The following is a 20973-nucleotide window of genomic DNA, read 5'->3' as shown; positions in this document are numbered from 1 at the left end:
CGCCGGTGTCGAGACGGCCGTTCCGACAGTCACGCGCCAGCCGAAGCGCCTGCTCGGCGACGCGTCGGTCGAACTCGACGCGCGTCTCGGCGTCGAGCGACCGACTGATCGTGGCGACGAGGTCCGCTCGTTCGGTCGACTCCGCGGCGTCGCTTCCTCCGTGCGGTCCCTCCCGCTCCTCTCGCCCTGCGGGGTCTCCGGTCATCTCGTCGACTCAGGCGTCTTCCTCGTTCTTCAGCTCCTCCAACTCCGCCTCGACGGCTGGGTCGTCGTTCCCTCCCTGGCTCTCTGTCTCGGGTTCGCTCTCGGCCTCCACCTCGACGTCTGCGTCGGCGTCCGCGTCCGCCGACGAGGAGGGGGACGAGGACGACTTGCCGAGTTCCGCCTTCAGCGTCTCGAGTTCGGAATCGACCTCGCTGGAGGCGCGACCGGCCTCGAGTTCGCGGTCGATGGAGTCCTTGTCGGAGAGCGCGTCGTCGAACGCCCCCGTGTCTTCGAGTTCGTCCATCGCCGCCGCACGCGCTTCCATCTCGTCGGTCCGCTCTTCGGCCCGTTCGATGGCGCGGGAGACGTCCGCCATCTCGTCGCCGGCGCCCGTCATCGCTTCCGAGACCCGAGACGACGCTTCTGCGGCCTCGTACCGGGCTTTCATGGTCTCCTTCTTCGTGCGGAACTCCTCGATGCGCGACTGGAGTTTGTCCTTCTTCTCGACGAGGTTGTCCTGGGTCTCCTGGAGGTCGGCGATCTGTGTCTCTAGCTGCTCGATCTGCTCCATCTTCGACTGCTTCTTCTCCAGCGCCTGCCGTGCGAGGTCCTCTCGGTCCTGGCGGACGGCTTCCCGGGCCTGCTCGTTGTGCTTCTCGACGTTCTCTTCGAGTCGGCGCTTCTGTATCTCTAGGCGCTTCTTCTGGGTCGTCAGGTCCGCGATTCCCTGTTTGACCTGCTGGAGTTCGTCCCGCATCTTCTCGTAGGAGTAGTCCAGCGTCTCGGAGGGGTCCTCCGCTCGGTTGAGGATGGCGTTCAGCTTCGACCGGATGACGTACGACGCGCGTGAGAGGATTCCCATATGCCTTCTCTTGGGTACCCTCGGGTTAAAACCTCACGTGGCCTAGACGACGAGTCAGTCGCCCTCCGCCGTCTTCGCCCTCGGGACGGGGCGGAGTGACTTTCACCCGGCCGCCCGTCCGCCCCGTATGGACGTTCTCGTGAGCGGTGGTCGCGACGTCCGCGCGACGCTCGACGGCGACTCGGGCGACGCCTGCGTCGTCGCCTGCCCGCCCCATCCCCAGCACCGCGGCTCGCGGACCGACGAACGCCTCCGCGCGGTCTCTCGAAGGCTCGTCGACTCGGACGTCGACTGCCTCCGCATCGATTACGGCCCGTGGGCCGAGGGGAAGGGTGAGGTCCGAGACGCCGCCAACGCGGTTGCTCATGCCCGTGACGAACTCGGCTACGCTCGCGTCGGGCTGTTCGGCTACAGTTTCGGCGGGGCCGTCTCGCTCGTCGCGGCCACCGAGTGCGAGGCGGGGGCAGTGAGCGTCCTCGCGCCCGCCCGCCGGCTCTCGGACGAGTTGGACGCCGTTTCGGCGGTGAAGACGCTCTCTTCCCCCCTGCAGGTCGTCTACGGCGCTCGCGATACGACCGTCGAGTGGGAACCGGTCGTCGAGGCCGTTCGAGAACGGGGCGGCGAGGTGGTCGAACTCCCGGCCGACCACTTCTTCGTCGGGCAGGCGGGGAAGGTTGCCGACGAGGTCGGACCGTTCCTGGTCGAGGCACTCTAGTCCGCCACCGGACCACAGGTCCCGGCACTCGTCAGCCGACACGATGATACGTCGACACGTCACTACGTGCCCGTATGGTCCCCGGACGACGGTACGCGGCAGTCGTGACGCTCCTCGTCGCCGGCCTCCTCCTGAGCGCGAGCGTCGGCACGGCGACGTCGCTCCGAACCGAGTACGTCGCACGCGAGGTCGATCCGGCCGCCAGTCCGACGGCAGTTGCCGACGTCGACCCCGACGTGGTGAACCTCGACTCCCGCCTCGCCGACGACTCGGCAGCCGTCCGAGAGCCCGTCGACACCGCCGCCCGGACGGGGCGGTTCGAGGGGAGCGTTCCGCCCGAACTGCACATCCAGTTGGACGGGATGGACGCCCGGTACGCGGTGTACGACGGGCAGTACTACCGGCTCGACCTGAACGTCTCCGAGGAGACCACACGCGCGACGATCCGGCTCGACCCGACGGCGGGTGCGGCGGTCGCCGAGGCGGTGGCGACGCCCTACGCCTCGGCCTCGTCGGACGTCCAACGCGTCGTCCGCGAGGGGTCGATGCGGTCGGAGGCGTTCGTCGAACCGGGGCTCGTCGTCCGCGACGGGACGTACTACCTCGTGCGGACGCGGGCGGAGGGCGCGCTCGCCGGCCGGCTTCTCGCGGCGTTCGGCGGGTTCGTCCTCGCCCCGGTCGGCCGGGCGTACGTCGTCGCCGCGCTCGGCCTCCTCGCGGCGCTCCGCTCGCGCGACACGTCGAAGCCGCTCGACGAGCGGGTCGCCCTCGGCGTCGTCGTCGGCACGCTGCTCGTCTCGTGGACGTTCACCGCCCTCGTGGGGAGCGGTTCGCTCGCGATGCGGTTCACGCTCGTTCCGTTCGTCGGCGGGGTCGCCGCGCTCGGACTGTTCGCCGGTTCCTGTCTCCGAACCGGTGCGTGGGGACGTCTCGCCGCCACGTCGGTCCTCGCAGCCGTCGTCGGGGTCGGTACGCCGCTCGTCGCCGTGGGCGGGTTCGCCGGGGCCATCGCGGTTCCGTTGCTCGTCGTCGGCTGGCTCGGATCGCTCCCGCTCGCGACGTACGGCTACCGTTTCACTCCCGAGTGAGCGTCCTCGGGCACTCCGACCTGTGCTCACCGACGTTCTGGCTCGTCCGCCGCCGACTCGTCTCCCCGCCGACGTCTCGGGACGACGCGCTTCGACTCGTCCGATTCGGGCGAAACGGTTGTGTGTCTCTCCACGTACTACCAGCCTGTGCTCGCGTCTCCGTCCACGGCTCAGAGCGGTCCCGAACGCGGATACGAGACGACTCTCCCGCTCGTCTCGCGAGCGCTCACGCTGTTCGTCGCGGTCACGTCCGTCCCCGTACTCGTGCTCGTCGCCGCGCTCACGTTCATCGAGAACGACCCGTGGTGGGTCGTCGCGCTCGCGGCCGCTCTCCTCTTCGGCCCCCTCGTCCTCCTCGACCGCCTCAGGCTCGACATCGAACTCGCCGGCCGGGAGCTTCGATACCGGGTCCGACCGTGGCACCGCCGCGACCGCGTGGTCGCCGTCGACGAACTCGCCGGCGTGGAACGACTGTACCAGCGCCCCGACTCGCGACTCACGCTCCGCCGAGTCAACCTCGGCCGCGACTGGATCGACTGGAACGGCGACGAGGTCAGATACGTGCTCTCCGGCGAGAGCGGGGTCAGGCTCCAACGAGACACCGGTCGGGACCTGATTCTGTGGTTCGACGGGGCCGAGGAGTTGGCGCGGGCGCTCGACGGCGTGCGTGAGGACTCCTCCCGGTGACTCTCGCTGGTTGTCTGCCTTCGAGACGCTACGCTCGGGCGATCAGCACCGACGTCCCGACCGTGCGAGCGACGCGCTCGGTCGTGCTCCCGAGGAGGTGCTCGGCGACTCCCGACCGGCCGCTGGCACCCACGACCACGAGGTCGACCTCGTTGTCGGCGGCGTACTCGGCGATGGCGTCGTGGGGGTAGCCTTCGAGCACCTCGCGCTCGTACGGGACGCCCGCGCCGTCGGCCAACGCCTCCGCCGCGTCGAGCGCGTCGCTTGCCATCGTGTCGAGGGTCTCCGTCAGGTCGTCCGCGATGTCACCGACGCCCGAGGCGGCCATCTCCGCCCGGACGTCGACCACGTGCAGGAGGTGGACGCGCGCGTCGAACCGCGCCGCGACTGCGACGCCCTGCTCGACCGCGACTTCGCTCGCGTCGCTCCCGTCGGTCGGGATCAGAATCTCGTCGTACATGCCCCCGTGTTTTCGTTCGATTGACAAAAAACCGGGAGCGTCCTCGGGTCCCGGTCTGGAGGGCGGCACGTTCCTCGCGTCTACTGTGTTAGTTGTACTCGCGCCACCGATACCCACAGTCTTTACATTTGAAGAAGCGCGTCGGCGGTTCGTCCGCGGAGGCGGTCTGTTTGATGGTGTACCACGCCTCGCCGTGGCCGCATTTCTCGCACGTCACGTCCTTGGCGGTGGGTTTCCCCTCGAAGTTCGCTTCCTCGCTGGTCTCGATGACCTCCGAGTCGGTCTGTGACTCGGTCGAGGTGTACTGGGCGGCGAGGTCAGCGTCCTTCTCGGACGTTCCTCCGCAGTCGTCGCTCGTACAGACCATCTCGCCGCCCTGCGAGACCATCATCGAACCGCAGTCGTCGCAGAACTGCATGCCCTCGCCTTAGAACCGGGCACACATCAGTCGCTCGGAGTCTCCTCGGCGACACCGCCGTCAGCCTCGGCGAGGTCACCCTCGTCGCCCCCCTCCTCCCGCTCGAAGACCGCGCCGTCGGTGTCGACGAGGCCCGCCACGACGGGACAGTTGCGCACCCGGAACTGCTCCATGTCGACGACTTCGACGATGGCCGCGTCCTCGTAGGAGCACTCGGCCGCCGGCGGGGCGCTGAAGAAGTGACACGACTCGCAGTAGTCGTCCTTCGGGACGATGTGGTCGTCGCCGACCGTCGACTCCACGTCGGCCGCAGTCGCCTGCCCGACGTCGACGCCGGGCGTGGCGTCTCCGATGAGGTCGTCCGATTCGTCGAGGACGGACTCCCAGACCGCGTCGGTGTCGACGTCGGAGACGTCCATCTCCTCGAACAGTTCGTTACCCTCGCGGTCCGCGCCGGCGTCGGCGTCGCCCGCGTCGCCGAGGTCGGGGGTCCCCTCTTCGGCGTCGTCGAGTGCGCCGAACGTGTCGTCCTCGCGCTCCCGTCCGCTCTGGGACTGCTCGTCGCGCTTTTCGCGAACTCGCCGTGCGAGGTCGCCCAGCGGGTCCTCGTCCGCTCTCGGTTCCTGTGGGTCGCCCGCGCCCTCAGTCATTCCGTGACCCCTCCATGAGTTCCGCCGCGCCGTCCGCGTGTGCGTTCTCGCCGTCCCCGTTCTCACCCTCGTGCTGACGCCGCCCGTGGCCGTTGCCGCTGGCCTCCGCCGGATCGTCGCCGGCCATCAGCGCGGGCGGCCGGCCGGTCACGAGCGTCCCGGAGCCGAACAGCCGACCGGCGGGTTCGACGCCGACGAACCCGCTCTCACAGTGGGGACACGTCGGCTCGGTGAGGAGGCCGATGGCGACGGAGCCGCCGCACTCCTCGCACTTCGCTTTCGTCGTCCCGTGACGGTTCGCCACCCGCTTGAGGTCGGCCGCGGCGTCCAGTCGCGTGACCTGCCGTTCGGCCCGTGCGGTCCGTTTGCGTAGCGAGACGACGACCCCCGCGAGTCGCCCGACCTTGTCGTCGAGATCGTCCGTCTCGTCGGTGAGATACGACAGGACCTCCTCGTAGTTCTCGAAGCCGTGGTCGACCCGCGTCCCGAGGCTTTCGACCCGCTCTCGAAGCTCCTCGTGGTCGTGGTCGCTCGGGGCCTTCGCGTCGGCCTCGCGCTTCACCTGGATGACGCGCTCGCGGATGTCGGTGATCTTCTCGTCGAAGTCGTCCTCGACGGCGCCGACACGGTCGTCGAGGCCGTTCTCGACGTTCCCCACGCGGTCGTCCAGCGTGGACACCCGGTCGGCGAGTCGTTCGAGGTCCGATTCGATGTCGCCGACCGGTGGCGTCTCGCCGCCCGCCGACGCCGCGTGCTCCTCGACGAGGCGGTACAGGGTCACCGCTCGGGAGATGACGTCTGCGGGCTCGTCGTCCGACGCGGCGACCTGTTCGTCTACCCACCGTTGAAGCTCGTCGGGTAGCGTCTCTTCCGGTTCTCCGGCCATCTCTTCCTGTGGGTTCACGCCACTGCTTATAAACGTTGGCCGCCAATTATCGAATCTTGCGGACGTCGCTGATATCGAACCCGCCGTCGTGTATCTCGGTTTCGAACTGGACGATGTTCTCGTCTTCGAGTTGTGATAACACGCCGCGGAACTCCTGGACGACCATCGTCCGCGCGCGTTTCGAGCCGCCCGACTCCCACTCGAAGAGGAACGTCCCGCTCGTGGCGTCCTTCATCAGGCCGAGTTCGGCCGGGCTGAGCGTTTCGAGGTTCACCAGCAGTAAGATGAGCCCGCCCCACTGGTGGGCGGCCTTGTTCAGCCCTTTCAGGAGGAGCGCGACGTCGTTCCACGACAGTTCGTCCGCGTCGGCCGCGACCAGGTCGGTGACCGAGTCGACGACGACGAGGTTGCCCGCGGCGTGCTCGGAGAGGTAGGTCCCGAACGCTTCGAGGACGTCGCCGCACTGTTCGCCCGACCCGAGGTCACGGAGCGCGCTCGCCTCGCCCAGATACCACTCCCGGGGGACGGGACTCGGGTGGAAGTACTCCCTGGAGAAGTCGACGAACTCGATCCGTGCGGTCGCGCGCTCGACGAGTTCGTCGTCCATCGTGAAGTTCATCTGTCGGGCGAGGTACTCCTCTTCGGTCGTGAACGAGACGTAGTGCACCTCGGGCGGCGTCGTCGCCTCGCCCTGCAGCGAGCCGTAATACAGCTCGAAGAGGTCCGCGTCGACCGCGGCGATGGCGTTGATGACCGCACTGGTGTAGAGGAACTCTCGGCCCCCGGCACCCGACTCGCTCGCGAGGAGGACCACAGAGCCCGGCGGGGCGCCGCCGCCGATGAGCGAGTCGAGCCGAGAGACGCCGAACGGGACGCTGTTCATACCCCCCGTGTGAGCCGAGAGTACAAGAGCGTGTACCCGCCGAAACTCAATCGTGATTCTCGGCGGTCTCGACGACCGCGCCGCGGTTCCGCCCGCGGACGACCTGCACCCGCCCGTCGACGCCGGCTTCGGCCAGCGCCTCTTCGCCGGCCTCGCGCGCCCGGTCGGCGTTCGTCTCGTCGGTGATGCCGTAGACGGCCGGTCCCCACGAGGACTGCCCCGCGCCGAACACGCCCGTCGTCTCCGAGAGCGTCGCGACCAACTGGCCGACCGGCGGACGGTACGTCCCGCCCTGCTCGTCGGCGTACCACGCGCCGTTCAGTCGGCCGACCTCCTCGACCGCGGAACCGAACGTCTCGGCGTTGCCCGTCGCGATGGCCGGGAGCACCTGTCGCATCAGGACGCCCGCGATGCGGTTCGACAGCGTCGGGTCGGCCCGCTCGACGACGGCGCGCATGCTCGCGTCCTCGGCCTCGCCGTTCCGTCCGGGGTCGAGCGCCGGGAGGACGAGCAAGAAGCGCCAGTGTTCGGGTACCGTGTGCGCCGCCGCCACCGGCGGGACGGTCCAGTCGCCGTCGGCCGGCCGCGAGGTGGTGAAACGCGCCGTCGGGTGGCCCGCGTCGTGGACGAACCCCCCTCGCTCGAACGTCGCGACGCCGACGCCCGAGCGTCCCCCACGACCCAGTTCCGGCGCGAGGTCCCTGACCGAGGGTTCGACGCCGTGTGCCCGTCCGATAGCCGAGAGCGTCGCGAGCGCCAACTGGGTGCCGCTCCCGACGCCGACGTGGCCGGGGAGGCGACGCTCGACGCTCACCTTCGCGCCGGACACGTCGAGCAACGAGACCGCCCGCCGGGCGTAGTCGCGCGCGTCCGCGTCGTCACAGTGGACGCCCTCGGCGGGCGCCGCGGCGACGACGGTGCGTGGCTCGCGGAGTGCAACCCCGAGGCCGCCGTAGAGCCGTTCGTGCGACAGGCTCAGGTTGGTGAAGCCGAAGTGGAGTCGACCGCCGGTCGAGACCCGCACGTCCATACTTCCTCTTCGAGAGCGGGCGTAAGTTCGTTCGGATTTCGCTCTTCCACCGAACGCTACCCCGACCCCGGCAGCGGGCAGAGGCTGGCGGTGAACACGACGACGCTGTCGCCATCGTTGCGCGCGCCGTGGGAGACGCCGCGCTCGTGGAGCACGACGCCGGGCGCCGACACCCGTTCTTCCTCGTCGCCCTGGATGACGGTCACTTCCCCGTCGAGGACGTGAAAGACGTTCGTGCTGTCGCCGTGTTCGTGCGGTTCGAGCGTCGCGCCGGGGCCGAGCGCGAACGCCTTCACGAGCACGTCGTCGGTCACCACCAGTTCCGCGGTCTGGACCTCGCCCTCCCCGGGCGTGAGGTCGTCGAGGTCGAGTCTGTCGAGCGTCACGACTCCTCCCTCGGGGACGCGGAAAAAAGCGTACGGGTCCTCCCCGTCGACTCGGCGCTCTGTCCGGCCCGTTCGCCGTCCGTCGACGGGGGACGTCCGTCGGTCGCCCGAGCGTGGTGTCACTCCTCTCCCCAGATAGGTAGACCACGCTGGGCGGGCCGTACGGCGAACGGGTGGCCGGGAGGGCCGAGTCGTCGGCGCGGGTGTGGATGCGGCGCGGATGTAGATGGACGTTGGCGGCGCTGTGCCCCGCGTGTCGTGGCGGTCGACCGCGTCAGGCCGGGGTGGTCGTGGGTGTCGCAGTCGTCCTCGCTCCCACCTCGGCAGTCGCGTCGGCGTTCTCGCTGCTGTCGGCCGATTCGCCGTCTGCACCGAGAACGCCCGAGAGCGCCTCGCCGAGGCTCCCCGCCAGGTCGCCCGACAGGAACGAGTCGACGGTGTCGTGAATCTCGCTCACGTGGCCGGGCACCTGCGCGGGGAGGCGTTCGGGCGGACCGCGTTCGCCCCGGGCGTCGGATGCCGCACTGGTTGCGGCGGTCGCGTTCGCGCCCTGACCCGCGCCGGAGTCAGCGCGTTCACTCGCTCTCTCGGCGTCCGCTCCGACTTCAGCGTCGGTGCCCGCCTCCGCGGCCGCTTCGTTCGCGTGGCTGCTTGCCTGTCCAGCGGGTGTCGCGGCGACCACACCCGTCGATACGAGGAGTGCGGCCAGCGCGACGGCGACGGTTCGCTTCGCGTTCATCGCACCCGGTCCTGTGGGTCGGAGGGGTTTCAACCCGGCCGGAAGGAAACCCGAGTTGGGGCGCTCTCGGCGCCGATTAACGCGAATTAACGCCGATTAACTCGGGCAAAGCGTCGACTTCGTGCCCGTCGGATGGTGTCGTCGGGGTCCCCGGAGGCGACCCGCTCGCGCGCGTCCCTCCGACTCAGTCGGCGTGACGGACGATGTGGATGTCGTACGCGGCGTCCTCCGAGAGGGGGTTGCCGACGCTGGAGAGCGGACTGGTGACCCGGCCCGCGTTCTCGCTCCCGACGAACAGGATCTCTGCTTCTTCCTCGTGGGCGACCTGGCGGACCTTCCGGACGACGTCGAGCGTCGTCGTCGCCACGGGGTCGTCGTCGCCGTCGAGGGTTTCGTAGCGGAAGCGGGCGTTCGGCGCGATCCCGTGCGCCTTCTCTTCGAGGCGGGCGGCGATGGCCTCGACGGTCGAGGGCGTCTGTTCGGTGAGCCAGCCACGCTCCGTCGCGTAGTCGGTGTCGTCGGGGATGACGGTCAGCGCCACCACCTCGGTGTCCATGAACGCCGCGAACTCGCTCGCGCGCTTCAGCGCCGCACGCGAGAGGGGCGAGTCGTCGAACGGGACGAGAAGTGTCATCGGGTCGGTGTTCGACGACGCGCCGCAAGAAACTACCCGATGGCCGCGAACCCTGCCGGGTCCCTGCGTTACACCAGTTCGTCGGCGACGAGTTCCGGGCTGAACAGCGCGGGGTCGAGCGCAAGGTCGGCCTGCGCGCGGGCGAACTCCGGGAGCGAATCGGTGGCGTACGTCACCACGCGCACGTCGGGGTTCGCGTCCTTCGCCACCGAGATGGCCGTCGCGTCGTCCATATCTGTGAGGAGGAGCACGTCCGCGTCGGCGATATCCACCGCCGCGAGCGACCGCTGCGTCGCGACGCCGTCGACTCTGCGCACCTCGGCCCCGGCGGCTTCGAGCGCCGCCGCGACCCCTTCGTCGTCCGCACCCGCGATGACGACTGTCACTCCTGCGCTCATTCGTACTCGATGGTCGCCGGCGGTTTGTGTGTGACGTCGTAGACGACGCGGGCGACGTTGGGGAGCGTCCCCGTTATCCGCGACTGGATGCGCTGGAGCGTCTCCCACGGGAGTTCCTGCGCCCGCGCGGTCATCCCGTCGCGCGACTCGACCGAGCGCACGGAGACGACCCAGCCGTGGACGCGGTTGTCGCCTTTCACACCGGTGGCCTTGCCGATGACGGCGGCGAACGCCTGCCACGGTTCGTGGGCTTCGACCTCGTCCTCGACGATGTGACACGACTCGCGGGCGACTTCGAGTTTCTCGGCCGTGATCTCTCCGATGACCCGGACCGCCAACCCGGGACCCGGGAACGGCATTCGCTCGGAGATGATCTCCTCTAACCCCAGTTCGCGGGCCACGTCGCGCACCTCGTCCTTGTAGAGGTCGCGGACGGGTTCGACGATGCCCTCGAAGTCGACGACATCGGGGAGTCCGCCGACGTTGTGGTGGGATTTGATGTTGCCCTCGCTCTCGATGCGGTCGGGGTAGATGGTCCCCTGCACGAGGTAGTCGGCGTCGCTCTCTTTCGCCACCGTCTCGAACTCGCGGATGAACTGCTCGCCGATGACGTGGCGCTTCTCCTCGGGGTCCGTCACGCCCGAGAGGGCGTCGAGGAACCGCTCCTGAGCCTCGACGACCTCCAGGGACTCCATGAACGCGAACGTCTCCCGTATCTGGTCGGTCTCGCCCTTCCGCATCAGGCCGGTGTCGACGTACACCGGGGTGAGGTTCTCGCCGAGCGCCTCGTACGCCAGTGTCGCCGCCACGGAGGAGTCGACGCCGCCCGAGAGGGCGATGACGGCGTGGGCGTCTCCAACCTCGTCTCTGATCTCGGCGACCGCCTCCTCGATGAACGCCTCGGCGTCGACCATCAGGCGGTCACCTCCTCGCTCTCGGCCTTCGCGTCGCGTTCGTCGATGGCCGCGTCGAGAAAGCCCACGAACGCCGGCGACGCCCGGTCCGGCCGCGAGCGGAACTCGGGGTGGAACTGCGTCCCGAAGAAGAACGGGTGGTCGTCGCGTTCGAGGATCTCCATCCGCGGTCCCGCGGTCCCCGAGAAGACGAGCCCCTCGGACTCGAGCCGTCCGATGTACTCGGGGTTGACCTCGTACCGGTGGCGGTGCCGCTCGACGCAGGAGTCGCCGTACAGTTCTGCCGCGAGCGTGCCCGGTTCGATCTCCGTCTCGTGGGCGCCCAGCCGCATCGTCCCGCCCATGTCGTCGAGTTCCTTCTGTTCGGGGAGGATGTCGATGACCGGATGAGGGGTGCCGGGGTCGAGTTCCGCCGAGTTCGCGCCCGCCAACCCGAGGACGTTTCGCGCGTGTTCGACGACGGCCATCTGGAAGCCCAGACACAGTCCGAGGAACGGGACGCCGTTCTCGCGGGCGTGACGGACCGCCTCGACCTTCCCGTCGGTTCCGCGGACGCCGAACCCGCCGGGGACGATGACGCCGTCGGCCGCCCGGAGGCGTTCGCGGTGGTTCTCGCGCATCTTCTCGGCGTCGACCCAGTTGACGTCGACCTCGACGCCGAGTTCGATGCCGGCGTGTTTCAGCGACTCGTGAATGCTCATGTACGCGTCTTCGAGCCCGTACTTGCCGACGAGCGCAATCTCGACCGGTTCGTCCTCCGCTCTGGCTCGCGTGACGAGTTCGCGCCAGCGGTTGTCGCGCTCGGCGTGTGGGAGCGCCTCCCCGGCGAGCGCCAGTCGCTCCATGACGTACTCGTCGAGGCCCTCGTCCTCGACCATCAGCGGGACGTGGTAGATGTCGTCGACGTCGGGGTTCGAGAACACCGCCTCGGTCGGGATGTCGCAGAACAGCGCGATCTTCTCCTTCGTGTCGGCGTCGAGTCTCCGCTCGTTCCGGCCGACGATGACGTCCGGGTGCAGGCCGATGGAGCGGAGTTCCTTCACCGAGTGCTGGGTCGGCTTGGTCTTCTGCTCGCCGTTCTTCGAGTCGGGGACGAGCGTGACGTGCATGAACAGCAGGTCCTCGTCGCTCTCCTCGCTGGCGAACTGCCGGAGCGCTTCGAGGAACGGCATCCCCTCGATGTCGCCGACGGTCCCCCCGACCTCGACGATGCAGACGTCCGACCCCTCGGCGGCCTCGCGGATGCGGCGCTTGATGTCGTCGGTGATGTGGGGGATGATCTGGACCGTCTTCCCCAGGTAGTCGCCGGCGCGTTCGCGCTCGATGACGTGTTTGTACACTTTTCCGGTCGTGACGTTGTGATCCGAGGTCATGTCCACGCCCAAAAAGCGCTCGTAGTTACCCAGGTCGAGGTCGACCTCGCCGCCGTCTTTCAACACGTAGACCTCCCCGTGCTCGTAGGGGTTCATCGTCCCCGCGTCGACGTTGAGGTACGGGTCGACCTTCACGGCGGTGACGTCGAAACCGGCGTTGGCGAGCAGTCTCCCGGTGCTCGCGGCGGTTATCCCCTTTCCGAGCCCGGACATCACACCCCCCGTCACGAAAACGAACTTCCGACCCAGCGTCGGGTCGTACCCTGTTTCGGGTTCCTTCGGCATACCGACCATCCGCAACCACTCCTGAAAATCGTTTCGGAGGGGACCACGGGTGTCATCGGCTCACGAGCCGCATAATGTCTCGAACTGACACGACACGATGGACGAACGTCCAGTGCCTGCGGACGTCGCCGACAGGTTCTCCACCCTCCCGTCGCTACTTCCGGGCGTGCCAATCGCCGACTACCACGTCCACTCGAACTACTCCGACGGCCGGTTCCTCTGGTCGATGGCTCGCGCCGCCGAGGAAGCGGGGTTCGACGCCGTCGGCTTCGCCGACCACTGCACCGTCTCCGACCGCGAGGAGGCTCAGCACACCCGCGCGCGGATGGGGTACAACCTCGACCGGACGTACGAGCGCCGCCGGGAGGCGCTCGACGCCTTCCGCGAGCGGTTCGACCTCCCGCTCTACGACGCGATCGAGATGGACTACGACCCCCGCGACGAATCCGTAATCGAACGGTTCCTCGACGAGGCCGCCTTCGACTACACTATCGGGAGCGTCCACTACCTCGACGGCGTCAACGTCCACTTCGAGAGCTACTTCGGCCGCAAGTCCGAGGCGGAGCGCCGCGACTTCGCCGCGCGCTACGTCGACGAACTCGTCGCGCTCGCCGAGTCGGAACTGTTCGACGTCGCGGCCCACCCCGACCTGCTCGAACGCAACCCCGCCTTTCGGGGCCTGCTCTCCCGCGACGACTACGTCCGACTCGCGGCGGCGTTCCGCGACTCGTCGACGATACCCGAAATCAACGCCGGGCGCGTCCTCGACGACTACGGCGACGTTCACCCCACCGCCGAGTTTCTGGAGGTGCTCCTCGACCACGGCGTCGAGTTGACCCTCGGGACCGACTCGCACGCCCCCGAGGAGCTAGCGCCGCGGGCGCGAGAACTGGAGCGAGTGGCCGACGAGTACGGTATCGACCCGGTTCGCGTGGTGTGACCGACCTCCGTCCCGGTCGGCCCCCGCGCGGCCTCGCGGCTGGAAACCAGTGGGTTTGACTCCCTCGAAACCGTCCCCCGAGACGCCCACAGATGTCCCTCGAACTCCCCGATATCGGCCTCGGCACGTACCGGATGACAGACCGCGACGAGTGCGCCTCCGCCGTGGAGACCGCCCTCGACGTCGGCTACCGCCACGTCGACACCGCTCAGATGTACGACAACGAGTCGTTCGTCGGCGAAGGGCTGGCGAACGCCTTCGATGCGGGCGAGGTCGGCCGCGACGACGTGGTCGTCGCCACGAAACTCGACACCGACAACACCGGCTACGACGACGCCGTCTCGACCGCGCGCGAGAGCCGCGACCGTCTCGGTCTCGACGCCATCGACCTGCTGTACGTCCACTGGCCGACCGACGCGTACGACCCCGAGGAGACGCTCCCCGCCCTCGACGACCTCGTCGACGACGGCGTCGTTCGCGAGGTCGGTCTCTCGAACTTCCTGCCCTCCCAGTTGGAGGAGGCCATCGAGCGCCTCGACCGCGACCTGTTCGCCCACCAGGTCGAGATGCACCCGCTGCTCCAGCAGCGCGACCTGCACCAGTTGGCTAAGGAACACGACCACTACCTCGTCGCGTACTGCCCCATCGCCCGCAACCAGGTCGCGGACGTGCCCGTCCTCCAGGAGGTCGCCGAAGCCCACGACGCCACCGCGGCGCAGGTGTCGCTGGCGTGGCTCGCGTCGAAGGAGAACGTCGTCCCCATCCCGAAGGCGGCCTCGCCCGAGCACATCCGCGACAACCTCGCGGCGATGGACCTCGACCTGTCGAGCGAGGAGGTCGAGCGAATCGACGGCCTCGCCGGTCGAGAGGAGCGGATCGTCGACTTCCCGTCGGCGCCGTGGAACGCGGCCTGATCCACGACCGGTCTTATCCGGTCTTATCGGACGACCGGTCTTATCCGGTCTTATCGGACGACCGGTCTTATCCGGTCTTATCGGACGACCGGTCTCATCGGTCTGCCGTCCGGTCCCGGTCCAGCGCCTCCCGCACGTCCCGCCGGAGCGCCTCGTGTTCGAGCAACGCGAACCCACAGAGCACGACGAGGAAGCCCACGGCGGTCGTCACGGCGATGGACTCCCCGAGGACGAGCGCGCCGGAGACGGCGGCGACGATGGGAACCACGTAGGCGACGAGGTTCGCCCTCACCGGCCCGGCCTCCCGGATGAGCGCGAAGTACGCCGGGAACGCGAAGCCGGTCGAGACGGTTCCGAGCCAGACGACGGCGGCGACGGCGACGGGCGTCCAGGTCACGTCGAGCGGTTCGCCCAGCGCGAGGCTCACCGCGTGCGAACAGACGGCGCCGACGACCATCGCCCACGCGGTCAGCGCGAGCGACGAGACCGTCGGGCGGAGCCGTCTGAGGAGGACGCTCCCGAGGGCGACGGAGAGCGCCGCGACGACGACGAGCGCCTCGCCGACGCCCGAGCCATCGAGCACCCCACGAGACGGCTGGACGACGACGACCAGACCGGCGAACCCCACGACGAGCCCCAGAAGTCCGACGGGCGAGAGGCGCTCCCGGAGGACGACGACGGCGAACGGCGCCGTCGCCAGCGGGACGACGCCGTAGATGACGGCCGCGGCGGCGCTCGTCGTGAACTGCTGACCGACGAAGAGCAACACGCCGTTGAGCGTGACGAGGAAGACGCCGGCGACGCCGACGCCGAGGAGGTCCCCCCGAGTCCGCGGCAGCGACGCGCCGACACCCCGTCGCAGGAAGACCACGGCGAGGAGAAGCACCGCACCGAGGTCGAACCGGAGCGCGGCGAACAGGACGGGCGGGAGCGTCGCCACGCCGGCCTTGATGCCGACGAACGCCGTCCCGAACGCGAGCGCGGCGACGACGAACAGGAGGTGGGGACGGCGACGCATCGGGGTTCGAGAGGTCGACCCGGCGTCGGTTAGCCCTGTCGTTCTCGTCGTGTTCGTGTCGTTCCCGGCGCGGCCGTGTCGGTCCCCGCCGACTTCCTCGCGTGTGACCAGCCCCGGTCGCCGTCGGGTCGACACCGACCGAACAAAGATTCTCGTCACATAACCGTAATTATTACCTGTTTACCCCCGTGATAAAGACAGTCAGAGTGAATAATCAAAAATTATATGGGTAATATAATTCAACACGGTAGACATGGGGACTGCCATGGTGGCTTGCCCGTACTGTGGGCAAGGGATTGAGGCACCGACGACCGAAAACGGACGCATTGGTGGGGTTCGCCGTCGGTTGAAACAGGAGTACCGCCTCGCTCGGCACACCTGTCCCGAGTGCGGACACGATTACGACGTCCACAACCGCTGACGACGGGCGTCGCCTCGGCGTCTTCTCGTTTGTTCCCACCGAGCGGCCGCGCCGCGTCGCGTTCCTCACGAGTGTCAGATTCGAGAGTCGTCCTCGCCTCCGCTTCGGTGTTCGGACTCGGCGCGGTTCGGTCGACGAACGTCCGACGGGCGTGAACGGTTCGTCCCTGGAGTGGGAGTCAGCCCGTGTTCTTCATGCCGGCGGCGATGCCCTTCACGGTGAGTCGGAGAGTCTGTTCCTCCTCGGGCGTGCGGTGCGTCTGCGCCAGCAGGTGCGTCTGGAGGAAGTTCAGCGGGTCGACGTAGGGGTTCCGCCGCGAGAGGCTCTCTTCGAGCCACTCGCGCTGGAGGAGCGAGTCGCGTCCACAGATGGTGAGCGCGTGGTCGACGGCGCGGTCGTACTCGTCGGAGAGGCGCGGGAAGAACGACTCCCGAAGCTCCGAATCGGCGAGGTCGGCGTACTCCGCGGCGATCTCGACGTCCGTCCGCGCCAGCGAGAGGGTCGCACGGTCGAGCGTCGTCCGGAAGAACGGCCACTCGTCGTACATCTCCTTGAGCGTCTCGACGTCACCCTCTTCGAGGTACGCCTCGATGCCGGACGCCAGCGCGTACCAGCCGGGGAGGATACACCGTGACTGCGTCCACGAGAACACCCACGGGATGGCGCGGAGGTCTTCGACCGTCCGCTCTCCGGACCGCGACGCGGGGCGGGAGCCGAGGTTGAGATCCTCGATGACCGTGATGGGCGTGGCCTGCTCGAAGTAGGAGACGAACCCCTCCGATTCGAGCAGCGCGCGGTACTCCTCGCGCGCGGCGGCCGCCATCGTGTCCATCGCGTCGGCCCACTCCTCGGGCACCTCCTCCTCGGGTTGGCGGATGGCGTTGCGTCGCGCACGCACCTGCGCGTTAAGCATCTGTTCGAGGTTGCGCTCCGCGATTCGAGGGTTGGCGTACTTCTCGGCGATGGCCTCGCCCTGCTCGGTAAACTTGATCTGGCCGGTGACCGTCTCGTTCGGCAACGCGAGCATCGCGCGGTTCATCGGGCCGCCACCCCGCGAAATCGAACCGCCGCGGCCGTGGAACAGCCGCATCGTCACGCCGAAGTCCTCCGTGATCGAGGCCAACCGACGCTGGTTCTTGTAGAGGTCCCAGTTCGCGGCCAGGAAGCCGTTCTCCTTGTTCGAGTCCGAGTAGCCCAGCATTATCTCCTGGACGTCGTTTCTCGCGGCCAGGGCCTGTTCGTACGCCTCGTTCTCGAACAGCGTGCCCATGATGCGCCGCGCGCCGTTGAGCGCGCTCTCGGTCTCCAGCAGGGGGACGATGTCGAGCCCGCAGTGGTCGGGCAGGGAGACGACGCCGGCCTGGTCGGCGAGGAACAGCACTTCGAGGACGTGTGAGGGTTCCTCGGTCATCGAGATGCAGTACGTGTCGATGGCGCCGACGCCGTACTCGCGCTGCCAGTCGCCGAGCTTCGAAAAGCGTCGGAGGACGCGCTCGGCGGTGTCCGACACGTCGCCCGGTTCGTCGAGGTCGACGAGTCGTTCCTTCTGGAGGACGGCCTCGGTCAGCACCTCGACCCGTTCGTCCTCGTCCATCGCGTCGTAGTCGACGCCGACCTCCGCGAACGCCTCGCTCACGGCCTCGGTGTGGTTCTCCTGATGGTCGCGGAGGTCCAGACTGGCGAGGGTGAAGCCGAACGTGTCGACCTGCCGGCGGAGCGGCTCGACGTACGTCGCGGCGACCTGTTCGGCGCCGGTCGCACAGAGGCTCTCGTGGATGTCGTCGAGGTCTTCGAGGAGTTCGGCGGGGTCGGTGTAGCCGTCGGGGCGGACGTCGGAGATGCGTCGCAGCCGTTCGCGCATCAGCTTCAGCTTCTGCCGGTACGGCTCGTCGGGGTAGCGCGCCTCGACCTCCTCGCCGACGACCGGTAGCCGTTCCCGGTCGGCTTCGATGGACTCGCGGAGCGCGTCGCCGACGTCGACGCGTCGGCCGTCCTGGCTGAGCACGCCCGACAGGCGCTTCAGCGCGTCGAGATACTTCGCGATGACGACGTCGCGCTGGCGTTCGAGCGTGTCGGTCGTCACCTCCGGCGTGACGAACGGGTTGCCGTCCCTGTCGGAGCCGGCCCACGACCGGAACTCGAACAGTTTCGGGACGCTCACGTCGGGGTACTCCTCGTGGACGACGTCCTCGAACTCCTGGTACACCTCGCCGACGACGTCGAAGAGGATGTTCTCGAGGTACCACTGGACGTTCCGCGCCTCGTCCTGCGGTTCGGGCCGGCGGTCCCGCACCTGCGATGTCTGCCAGAGGCTCGTCACCTCGGCGTCGACCTCCTTCCAGCGCTGGTCGGCCTCCTTGTCGGTCATCCGCCGTTCGTCGAGGACTTCGAGGTCCTGCGCGATGGAACGGAGCTTCGCCTTCACCGTCTTCCGGCGCGCCTCCGTCGGGTGAGCGGTGAACGTCGGCTCGATGAGCACGTCGTCGAGAATCGCCTGGACGTCCTCGGTGTCGGCGTCGGCCTCCGAGAGCGCTTCGACCGTCTCTTCGAGACTGTCCTCGAGCGTCCGTGCCTGGGACGCCTCGCGGTTCGCGCGGACCCGTTCGCGCTCCTCTGCGAGGTTGATCAGCTCGAAGTAGGTGGTGAACGCGCGTGCGACGGCGCTCTCGCTGTCCGGGTCGAGTCGGTCGACGACGTCGTGGAGCGACTGTCGCGACTCCGTCTCCCCGGCCCGGTAGGCAATCGCCGAGGTTCGGAGGTCCTCGACCGTCTCGAACGCCGCCGTCGACGACTGGTCTTCGAGAACGTCACCGAGGAGCGCACCAAGCTCCCGGACGTCCTGCCTGACGTCTCTGGTGTGCAGTTCCATATCGGCCCGGTACGTAGTCCCCCGTGTAAAACCCACGAGTTTCGGTCGAAAAATTGCCTCGCTCGCGAGTAACACCTGTACGTACCGTATCGAGGTCTCTGTAGGGCTCGTGAGCGCGGCCGGGTCGGAAAGCGCTGCCCGGCTCGGCCGAGCGGTTCTCCCGGACGACGGTCGGGTCACGCCGCCTGGTCACGCACTTCGTCACCCTTTTTACCGGCGGCTCCAAGGTTCCGATATGAGCGATAGCGACGACAAGTACCCCACAGAGTCCGGCCGTCGCCGGTTCGTCAAAGGCGTCGTCGGCGGCGCCGCGCTCGCCGGTGTCGGTGCCGCCGGCTCGGCGACCGTCAACTCCGCGACGACCTCCCCCGGTGCGGGTGGCGGCCCGACGCAGGCGTACGCCATCGAGAACACGGCCGGCCCCGCCCCGCGCGGCATGCCGCTCATCCCCGTCGAGATCGACTCCGAGGGCTACCTCAAGGGCGTCTGGCCCGACGTGCAGACCGAGACGCAGAACGGTGTCGAAATCGAGGTCGCCGAGACCGACAACTTCCGCGGGAGCGGCGTTGCGTACTCCTCGGAGTGGTTCCAGTACTGCGGCGTCCAGTCGTACCCACAGCTCGCCCCGTCGGCCGAGGCTGACAACTTCTTCCGCTCGGACTCCGGCGCCTACACGTGGCAACAGGAGACGTACAGCGCCGGCGACAAGCTCCACGTCGACGACTTCTCCGACTACCGCGAGTGGGGCAACGGCATCGGGGACCCCGGCATCGGCAAGCCCGCCACCGGCACCTGGCGGTCGCAGGACTCCGAGGACACGATGCCCATCCAGGTCATCAAGAGCCCCGTCGTCGAGCAGAAGGCGCCCGAAGTCGGCGGCTTCTTCGAGGCGGCGACGCAGGAGGGGTTCCTCGCCTGGCTCAACAAGTGCACCCACTTCTGCTGTGTCCCCGGCTGGAAGCAGTCGGCCGACGCCGCGAAGTTCGGCAACGCGAACCACGTCTACTGCCAGTGTCACCAGTCCCTCTACGACCCCTTTACCGTCGTCCAGACGCTGTTCACCGCGCTGCCGCGCCCCGACGAATAACCTCTCTGTCTCTCCCGCTCAGCCCCCGCTCACGGGCGGGAACAACGCCAGTTCGTCCGCTTCTTCGAGTTCGGTTTCGAGCCCGTCGCCGGCCGTCTCGACGTTCTCCCCGTTTCGCAGGACGTTCACGTGGTCGTACACCGTCCCGTTCTCGTCGAACACACGCCCGTCGAGCCCCGGGTTCGCCGTGACCAGGGCCGACAGCGCGTCACCGACGGTCGCGTCCTCGTCGACTTCGACGGTCACGCGACTGCTGCCGGCGTACTCTTTCAGGTCGGCGAACAGCTTCCACTCGAGTTCCATACCCACTCTCGGGCCGCGGTGGAAAAAGAGGGTTGCGTCCCGGGCGACCGGACTCACCGGCGCTCGTCGAGCAGTCGCCACGGACGGAGGTCGACCACCGAGACGAGCGCGAGGAGGGCGAACGCGGCGGGCGCGGTCCGAAAGCGAGGATTGCCCGACAGGGGAGCACTGACGAGGAACGCGAGGCTCAGCGCGACGACGGCGTACCCGACCCGGCCGGCCGTCGCGCGCGGCGTCTCGGGCGTGAGCCAGGGGACGAGCGCGACGCCGACGAGGACGAGAGGTAGGCCGACGCCGACGGCGGCCGCGAGCGACCCCGTGAGGACCCCGACGGCTCCCCCCGCGTAGATGCCGACGCCGAGTGTGTGGTTGAGGAGGACGCCCCGCCTGAATATCGACCAGTACCCGCCGGCGAACGAGAGGCGGGCGCTCGTGATGGTCGGCCACGGCCGCCCCGCCGTGAGGAGGCCCTCCCGGAACGCGCCGACGACGAGCGGCGTCACGACGACGAGCACCAGCGCGGTCGATTTGACCGTCTCACCCGACCGTGGTGACCGAAACGCCAGCCACAGCACCGGCGCCGAGAGCAGGAACACCTGCGCGAGCCCCTGGTACCCGCTGGTCCAGAGCCAGCGGCCGACCCTCCCGATGCGTGAGTCCGTCGCGGGCTCTGTTCCCGTGGCGAGTCGCTGGTCGTCGTTCGTCTGGACCAGGTCCGAACGCGAAGACATCGCCTCCGGATTGCCACCGTCGACGTAAAGCGTTTTTTCGGACTCGTCTTGGAGAAATATCTTTCACTCGCGGGCTGT

At 68.4% G+C, this 20973-nt stretch carries 23 protein-coding genes; 6 read left to right on the top strand and 17 right to left on the bottom strand.

Translation table 11 applies throughout. The features are described from left to right. Positions 1-214: 214 nt before the first annotated feature. A complete protein-coding gene (locus C2R22_RS16255; RefSeq protein WP_103426691.1) occupies positions 215-1066 on the bottom strand; it encodes a PspA/IM30 family protein in 852 nt (283 codons plus the stop codon). 127 nt (positions 1067-1193) lie between these two features. On the opposite strand from C2R22_RS16255, the gene C2R22_RS16250 reads away from it, so the two are divergent. From C2R22_RS16250 to C2R22_RS16240, 3 genes are all read left to right on the top strand, one after another. Next, a complete protein-coding gene (locus C2R22_RS16250) occupies positions 1194-1781 on the top strand; it encodes a dienelactone hydrolase family protein (RefSeq protein ID WP_103426690.1) in 588 nt (195 codons plus the stop codon). A gap of 74 nt (positions 1782-1855) precedes the next feature. Further along, positions 1856-2869 (top strand): hypothetical protein, encoded by a 1014-nt coding sequence (locus C2R22_RS16245; RefSeq protein WP_103426689.1) that lies wholly within the window; start codon positions 1856-1858, stop codon positions 2867-2869. Between the two features lie 147 nt (positions 2870-3016). Then, the gene (locus tag C2R22_RS16240; RefSeq protein WP_103426688.1) at positions 3017-3556 is read left to right on the top strand and encodes a hypothetical protein; all 540 of its coding nucleotides are present in this window, start codon (positions 3017-3019) and stop codon (positions 3554-3556) included. Positions 3557-3584: 28 nt separating this feature from the next. Here the strand turns inward: C2R22_RS16240 and C2R22_RS16235 are convergent, their stop codons facing one another. The 12 genes from C2R22_RS16235 to pyrG form a co-directional block, all read right to left on the bottom strand. After that, a complete protein-coding gene (locus C2R22_RS16235) occupies positions 3585-4016 on the bottom strand; it encodes a universal stress protein (protein ID WP_103426687.1) in 432 nt (143 codons plus the stop codon). An 88-nt stretch (positions 4017-4104) separates the two neighbouring features. Continuing rightward, on the bottom strand, positions 4105-4434 hold the full coding sequence (locus C2R22_RS16230; protein WP_103426686.1) for a transcription factor S: 330 nt from the start codon (positions 4432-4434) through the stop codon (positions 4105-4107). 26 nt (positions 4435-4460) lie between these two features. Continuing rightward, positions 4461-5084 (bottom strand): hypothetical protein, encoded by a 624-nt coding sequence (locus C2R22_RS16225; protein ID WP_103426685.1) that lies wholly within the window; start codon positions 5082-5084, stop codon positions 4461-4463. After that, entirely contained in the window at positions 5077-5970 is an 894-nt protein-coding gene (locus C2R22_RS16220; protein WP_103426684.1) for a CopG family transcriptional regulator, read from the bottom strand. The genes C2R22_RS16225 and C2R22_RS16220 overlap by 8 nt, the downstream gene beginning before the upstream one ends. Before the next feature lie 46 nt (positions 5971-6016). Further along, complete coding sequence (locus C2R22_RS16215) at positions 6017-6853, bottom strand: RAD55 family ATPase (protein ID WP_103426683.1); 837 nt, start codon at positions 6851-6853, stop codon at positions 6017-6019. Positions 6854-6899: 46 nt separating this feature from the next. Further along, complete coding sequence (locus C2R22_RS16210) at positions 6900-7883, bottom strand: beta-ribofuranosylaminobenzene 5'-phosphate synthase family protein (protein WP_103426682.1); 984 nt, start codon at positions 7881-7883, stop codon at positions 6900-6902. Between the two features lie 56 nt (positions 7884-7939). After that, positions 7940-8269: a cupin domain-containing protein gene (locus C2R22_RS16205; RefSeq protein WP_103427713.1), complete on the bottom strand. Its 330-nt coding sequence runs from the start codon at positions 8267-8269 to the stop codon at positions 7940-7942. 274 nt (positions 8270-8543) lie between these two features. Further along, on the bottom strand, positions 8544-9008 hold the full coding sequence (locus tag C2R22_RS16200) for a hypothetical protein (RefSeq protein ID WP_103426681.1): 465 nt from the start codon (positions 9006-9008) through the stop codon (positions 8544-8546). Positions 9009-9192: 184 nt separating this feature from the next. Further along, complete coding sequence (locus C2R22_RS16195) at positions 9193-9642, bottom strand: universal stress protein (protein WP_103426680.1); 450 nt, start codon at positions 9640-9642, stop codon at positions 9193-9195. A 68-nt stretch (positions 9643-9710) separates the two neighbouring features. Next, entirely contained in the window at positions 9711-10040 is a 330-nt protein-coding gene (locus tag C2R22_RS16190; RefSeq protein WP_103426679.1) for a DUF7126 family protein, read from the bottom strand. After that, positions 10037-10954, bottom strand: coding sequence for a glutamine-hydrolyzing GMP synthase (gene guaA / locus C2R22_RS16185; RefSeq protein ID WP_103426678.1), 918 nt, complete (start codon positions 10952-10954; stop codon positions 10037-10039). The genes C2R22_RS16190 and guaA overlap by 4 nt, the downstream gene beginning before the upstream one ends. Then, positions 10954-12612, bottom strand: coding sequence for a glutamine hydrolyzing CTP synthase (gene pyrG / locus C2R22_RS16180; RefSeq protein WP_103426677.1), 1659 nt, complete (start codon positions 12610-12612; stop codon positions 10954-10956). Before pyrG ends, guaA begins: the two co-directional genes overlap by 1 nt. Before the next feature lie 172 nt (positions 12613-12784). Between pyrG and C2R22_RS16175 the strand changes: the two genes are divergently transcribed. Both C2R22_RS16175 and C2R22_RS16170 read left to right on the top strand, forming a co-directional pair. Then, positions 12785-13552, top strand: coding sequence for a PHP domain-containing protein (locus tag C2R22_RS16175; RefSeq protein WP_103427712.1), 768 nt, complete (start codon positions 12785-12787; stop codon positions 13550-13552). A 92-nt stretch (positions 13553-13644) separates the two neighbouring features. Next, complete coding sequence (locus C2R22_RS16170; RefSeq protein ID WP_103426676.1) at positions 13645-14466, top strand: aldo/keto reductase; 822 nt, start codon at positions 13645-13647, stop codon at positions 14464-14466. A gap of 94 nt (positions 14467-14560) precedes the next feature. On the opposite strand, the gene C2R22_RS16165 is transcribed toward C2R22_RS16170, so the two are convergent. Beyond that, positions 14561-15484, bottom strand: a complete 924-nt coding sequence (locus C2R22_RS16165) for a DMT family transporter (protein ID WP_103427711.1) — start codon at positions 15482-15484, stop codon at positions 14561-14563. A gap of 599 nt (positions 15485-16083) precedes the next feature. Beyond that, complete coding sequence (ppc, locus tag C2R22_RS16160; RefSeq protein ID WP_103426675.1) at positions 16084-18774, bottom strand: phosphoenolpyruvate carboxylase; 2691 nt, start codon at positions 18772-18774, stop codon at positions 16084-16086. Between the two features lie 235 nt (positions 18775-19009). Here ppc and C2R22_RS16155 point away from each other — a divergent pair, with 235 nt between their 5' ends. Continuing rightward, entirely contained in the window at positions 19010-19861 is an 852-nt protein-coding gene (locus tag C2R22_RS16155; protein ID WP_103426674.1) for a cytochrome B, read from the top strand. Positions 19862-19879: 18 nt separating this feature from the next. On the opposite strand, the gene C2R22_RS16150 is transcribed toward C2R22_RS16155, so the two are convergent. Both C2R22_RS16150 and C2R22_RS16145 read right to left on the bottom strand, forming a co-directional pair. After that, the gene (locus tag C2R22_RS16150; protein ID WP_103426673.1) at positions 19880-20164 is read right to left on the bottom strand and encodes a ubiquitin-like small modifier protein 1; all 285 of its coding nucleotides are present in this window, start codon (positions 20162-20164) and stop codon (positions 19880-19882) included. Positions 20165-20217: 53 nt separating this feature from the next. Next, on the bottom strand, positions 20218-20895 hold the full coding sequence (locus C2R22_RS16145) for a hypothetical protein (protein ID WP_103426672.1): 678 nt from the start codon (positions 20893-20895) through the stop codon (positions 20218-20220). Positions 20896-20973 lie beyond the last annotated feature (78 nt).

This window comes from Salinigranum rubrum (assembly GCF_002906575.1).
GTDB lineage: Archaea > Halobacteriota > Halobacteria > Halobacteriales > Haloferacaceae > Salinigranum > Salinigranum rubrum.
Note: the sequence above shows the minus strand (reverse complement) of the source record. Positions and strands in the feature narration are given on the sequence as shown.

What these genes read in the sequence shown, in the direction of transcription:
- C2R22_RS16235 (WP_103426687.1), bottom strand. Translation starts at nt 4,016, where the DNA reads ATGTACGACGAGATTCTGATCCCGACCGACGGGAGCGACGCGAGCGAA.
- C2R22_RS16170 (WP_103426676.1), top strand. Translation starts at nt 13,645, where the DNA reads ATGTCCCTCGAACTCCCCGATATCGGCCTCGGCACGTACCGGATGACA.
- C2R22_RS16225 (WP_103426685.1), bottom strand. Translation starts at nt 5,084, where the DNA reads ATGACTGAGGGCGCGGGCGACCCACAGGAACCGAGAGCGGACGAGGAC.
- C2R22_RS16165 (WP_103427711.1), bottom strand. Translation starts at nt 15,484, where the DNA reads ATGCGTCGCCGTCCCCACCTCCTGTTCGTCGTCGCCGCGCTCGCGTTC.
- C2R22_RS16210 (WP_103426682.1), bottom strand. Translation starts at nt 7,883, where the DNA reads ATGGACGTGCGGGTCTCGACCGGCGGTCGACTCCACTTCGGCTTCACC.
- C2R22_RS16255 (WP_103426691.1), bottom strand. Translation starts at nt 1,066, where the DNA reads ATGGGAATCCTCTCACGCGCGTCGTACGTCATCCGGTCGAAGCTGAAC.
- C2R22_RS16245 (WP_103426689.1), top strand. Translation starts at nt 1,856, where the DNA reads ATGGTCCCCGGACGACGGTACGCGGCAGTCGTGACGCTCCTCGTCGCC.
- C2R22_RS16150 (WP_103426673.1), bottom strand. Translation starts at nt 20,164, where the DNA reads ATGGAACTCGAGTGGAAGCTGTTCGCCGACCTGAAAGAGTACGCCGGC.
- C2R22_RS16220 (WP_103426684.1), bottom strand. Translation starts at nt 5,970, where the DNA reads ATGGCCGGAGAACCGGAAGAGACGCTACCCGACGAGCTTCAACGGTGG.
- C2R22_RS16230 (WP_103426686.1), bottom strand. Translation starts at nt 4,434, where the DNA reads ATGCAGTTCTGCGACGACTGCGGTTCGATGATGGTCTCGCAGGGCGGC.
- C2R22_RS16190 (WP_103426679.1), bottom strand. Translation starts at nt 10,040, where the DNA reads ATGAGCGCAGGAGTGACAGTCGTCATCGCGGGTGCGGACGACGAAGGG.
- C2R22_RS16200 (WP_103426681.1), bottom strand. Translation starts at nt 9,008, where the DNA reads ATGAACGCGAAGCGAACCGTCGCCGTCGCGCTGGCCGCACTCCTCGTA.
- ppc (WP_103426675.1), bottom strand. Translation starts at nt 18,774, where the DNA reads ATGGAACTGCACACCAGAGACGTCAGGCAGGACGTCCGGGAGCTTGGT.
- guaA (WP_103426678.1), bottom strand. Translation starts at nt 10,954, where the DNA reads ATGGTCGACGCCGAGGCGTTCATCGAGGAGGCGGTCGCCGAGATCAGA.
- C2R22_RS16250 (WP_103426690.1), top strand. Translation starts at nt 1,194, where the DNA reads ATGGACGTTCTCGTGAGCGGTGGTCGCGACGTCCGCGCGACGCTCGAC.
- C2R22_RS16145 (WP_103426672.1), bottom strand. Translation starts at nt 20,895, where the DNA reads ATGTCTTCGCGTTCGGACCTGGTCCAGACGAACGACGACCAGCGACTC.
- C2R22_RS16195 (WP_103426680.1), bottom strand. Translation starts at nt 9,642, where the DNA reads ATGACACTTCTCGTCCCGTTCGACGACTCGCCCCTCTCGCGTGCGGCG.
- C2R22_RS16215 (WP_103426683.1), bottom strand. Translation starts at nt 6,853, where the DNA reads ATGAACAGCGTCCCGTTCGGCGTCTCTCGGCTCGACTCGCTCATCGGC.
- pyrG (WP_103426677.1), bottom strand. Translation starts at nt 12,612, where the DNA reads ATGCCGAAGGAACCCGAAACAGGGTACGACCCGACGCTGGGTCGGAAG.
- C2R22_RS16155 (WP_103426674.1), top strand. Translation starts at nt 19,010, where the DNA reads ATGAGCGATAGCGACGACAAGTACCCCACAGAGTCCGGCCGTCGCCGG.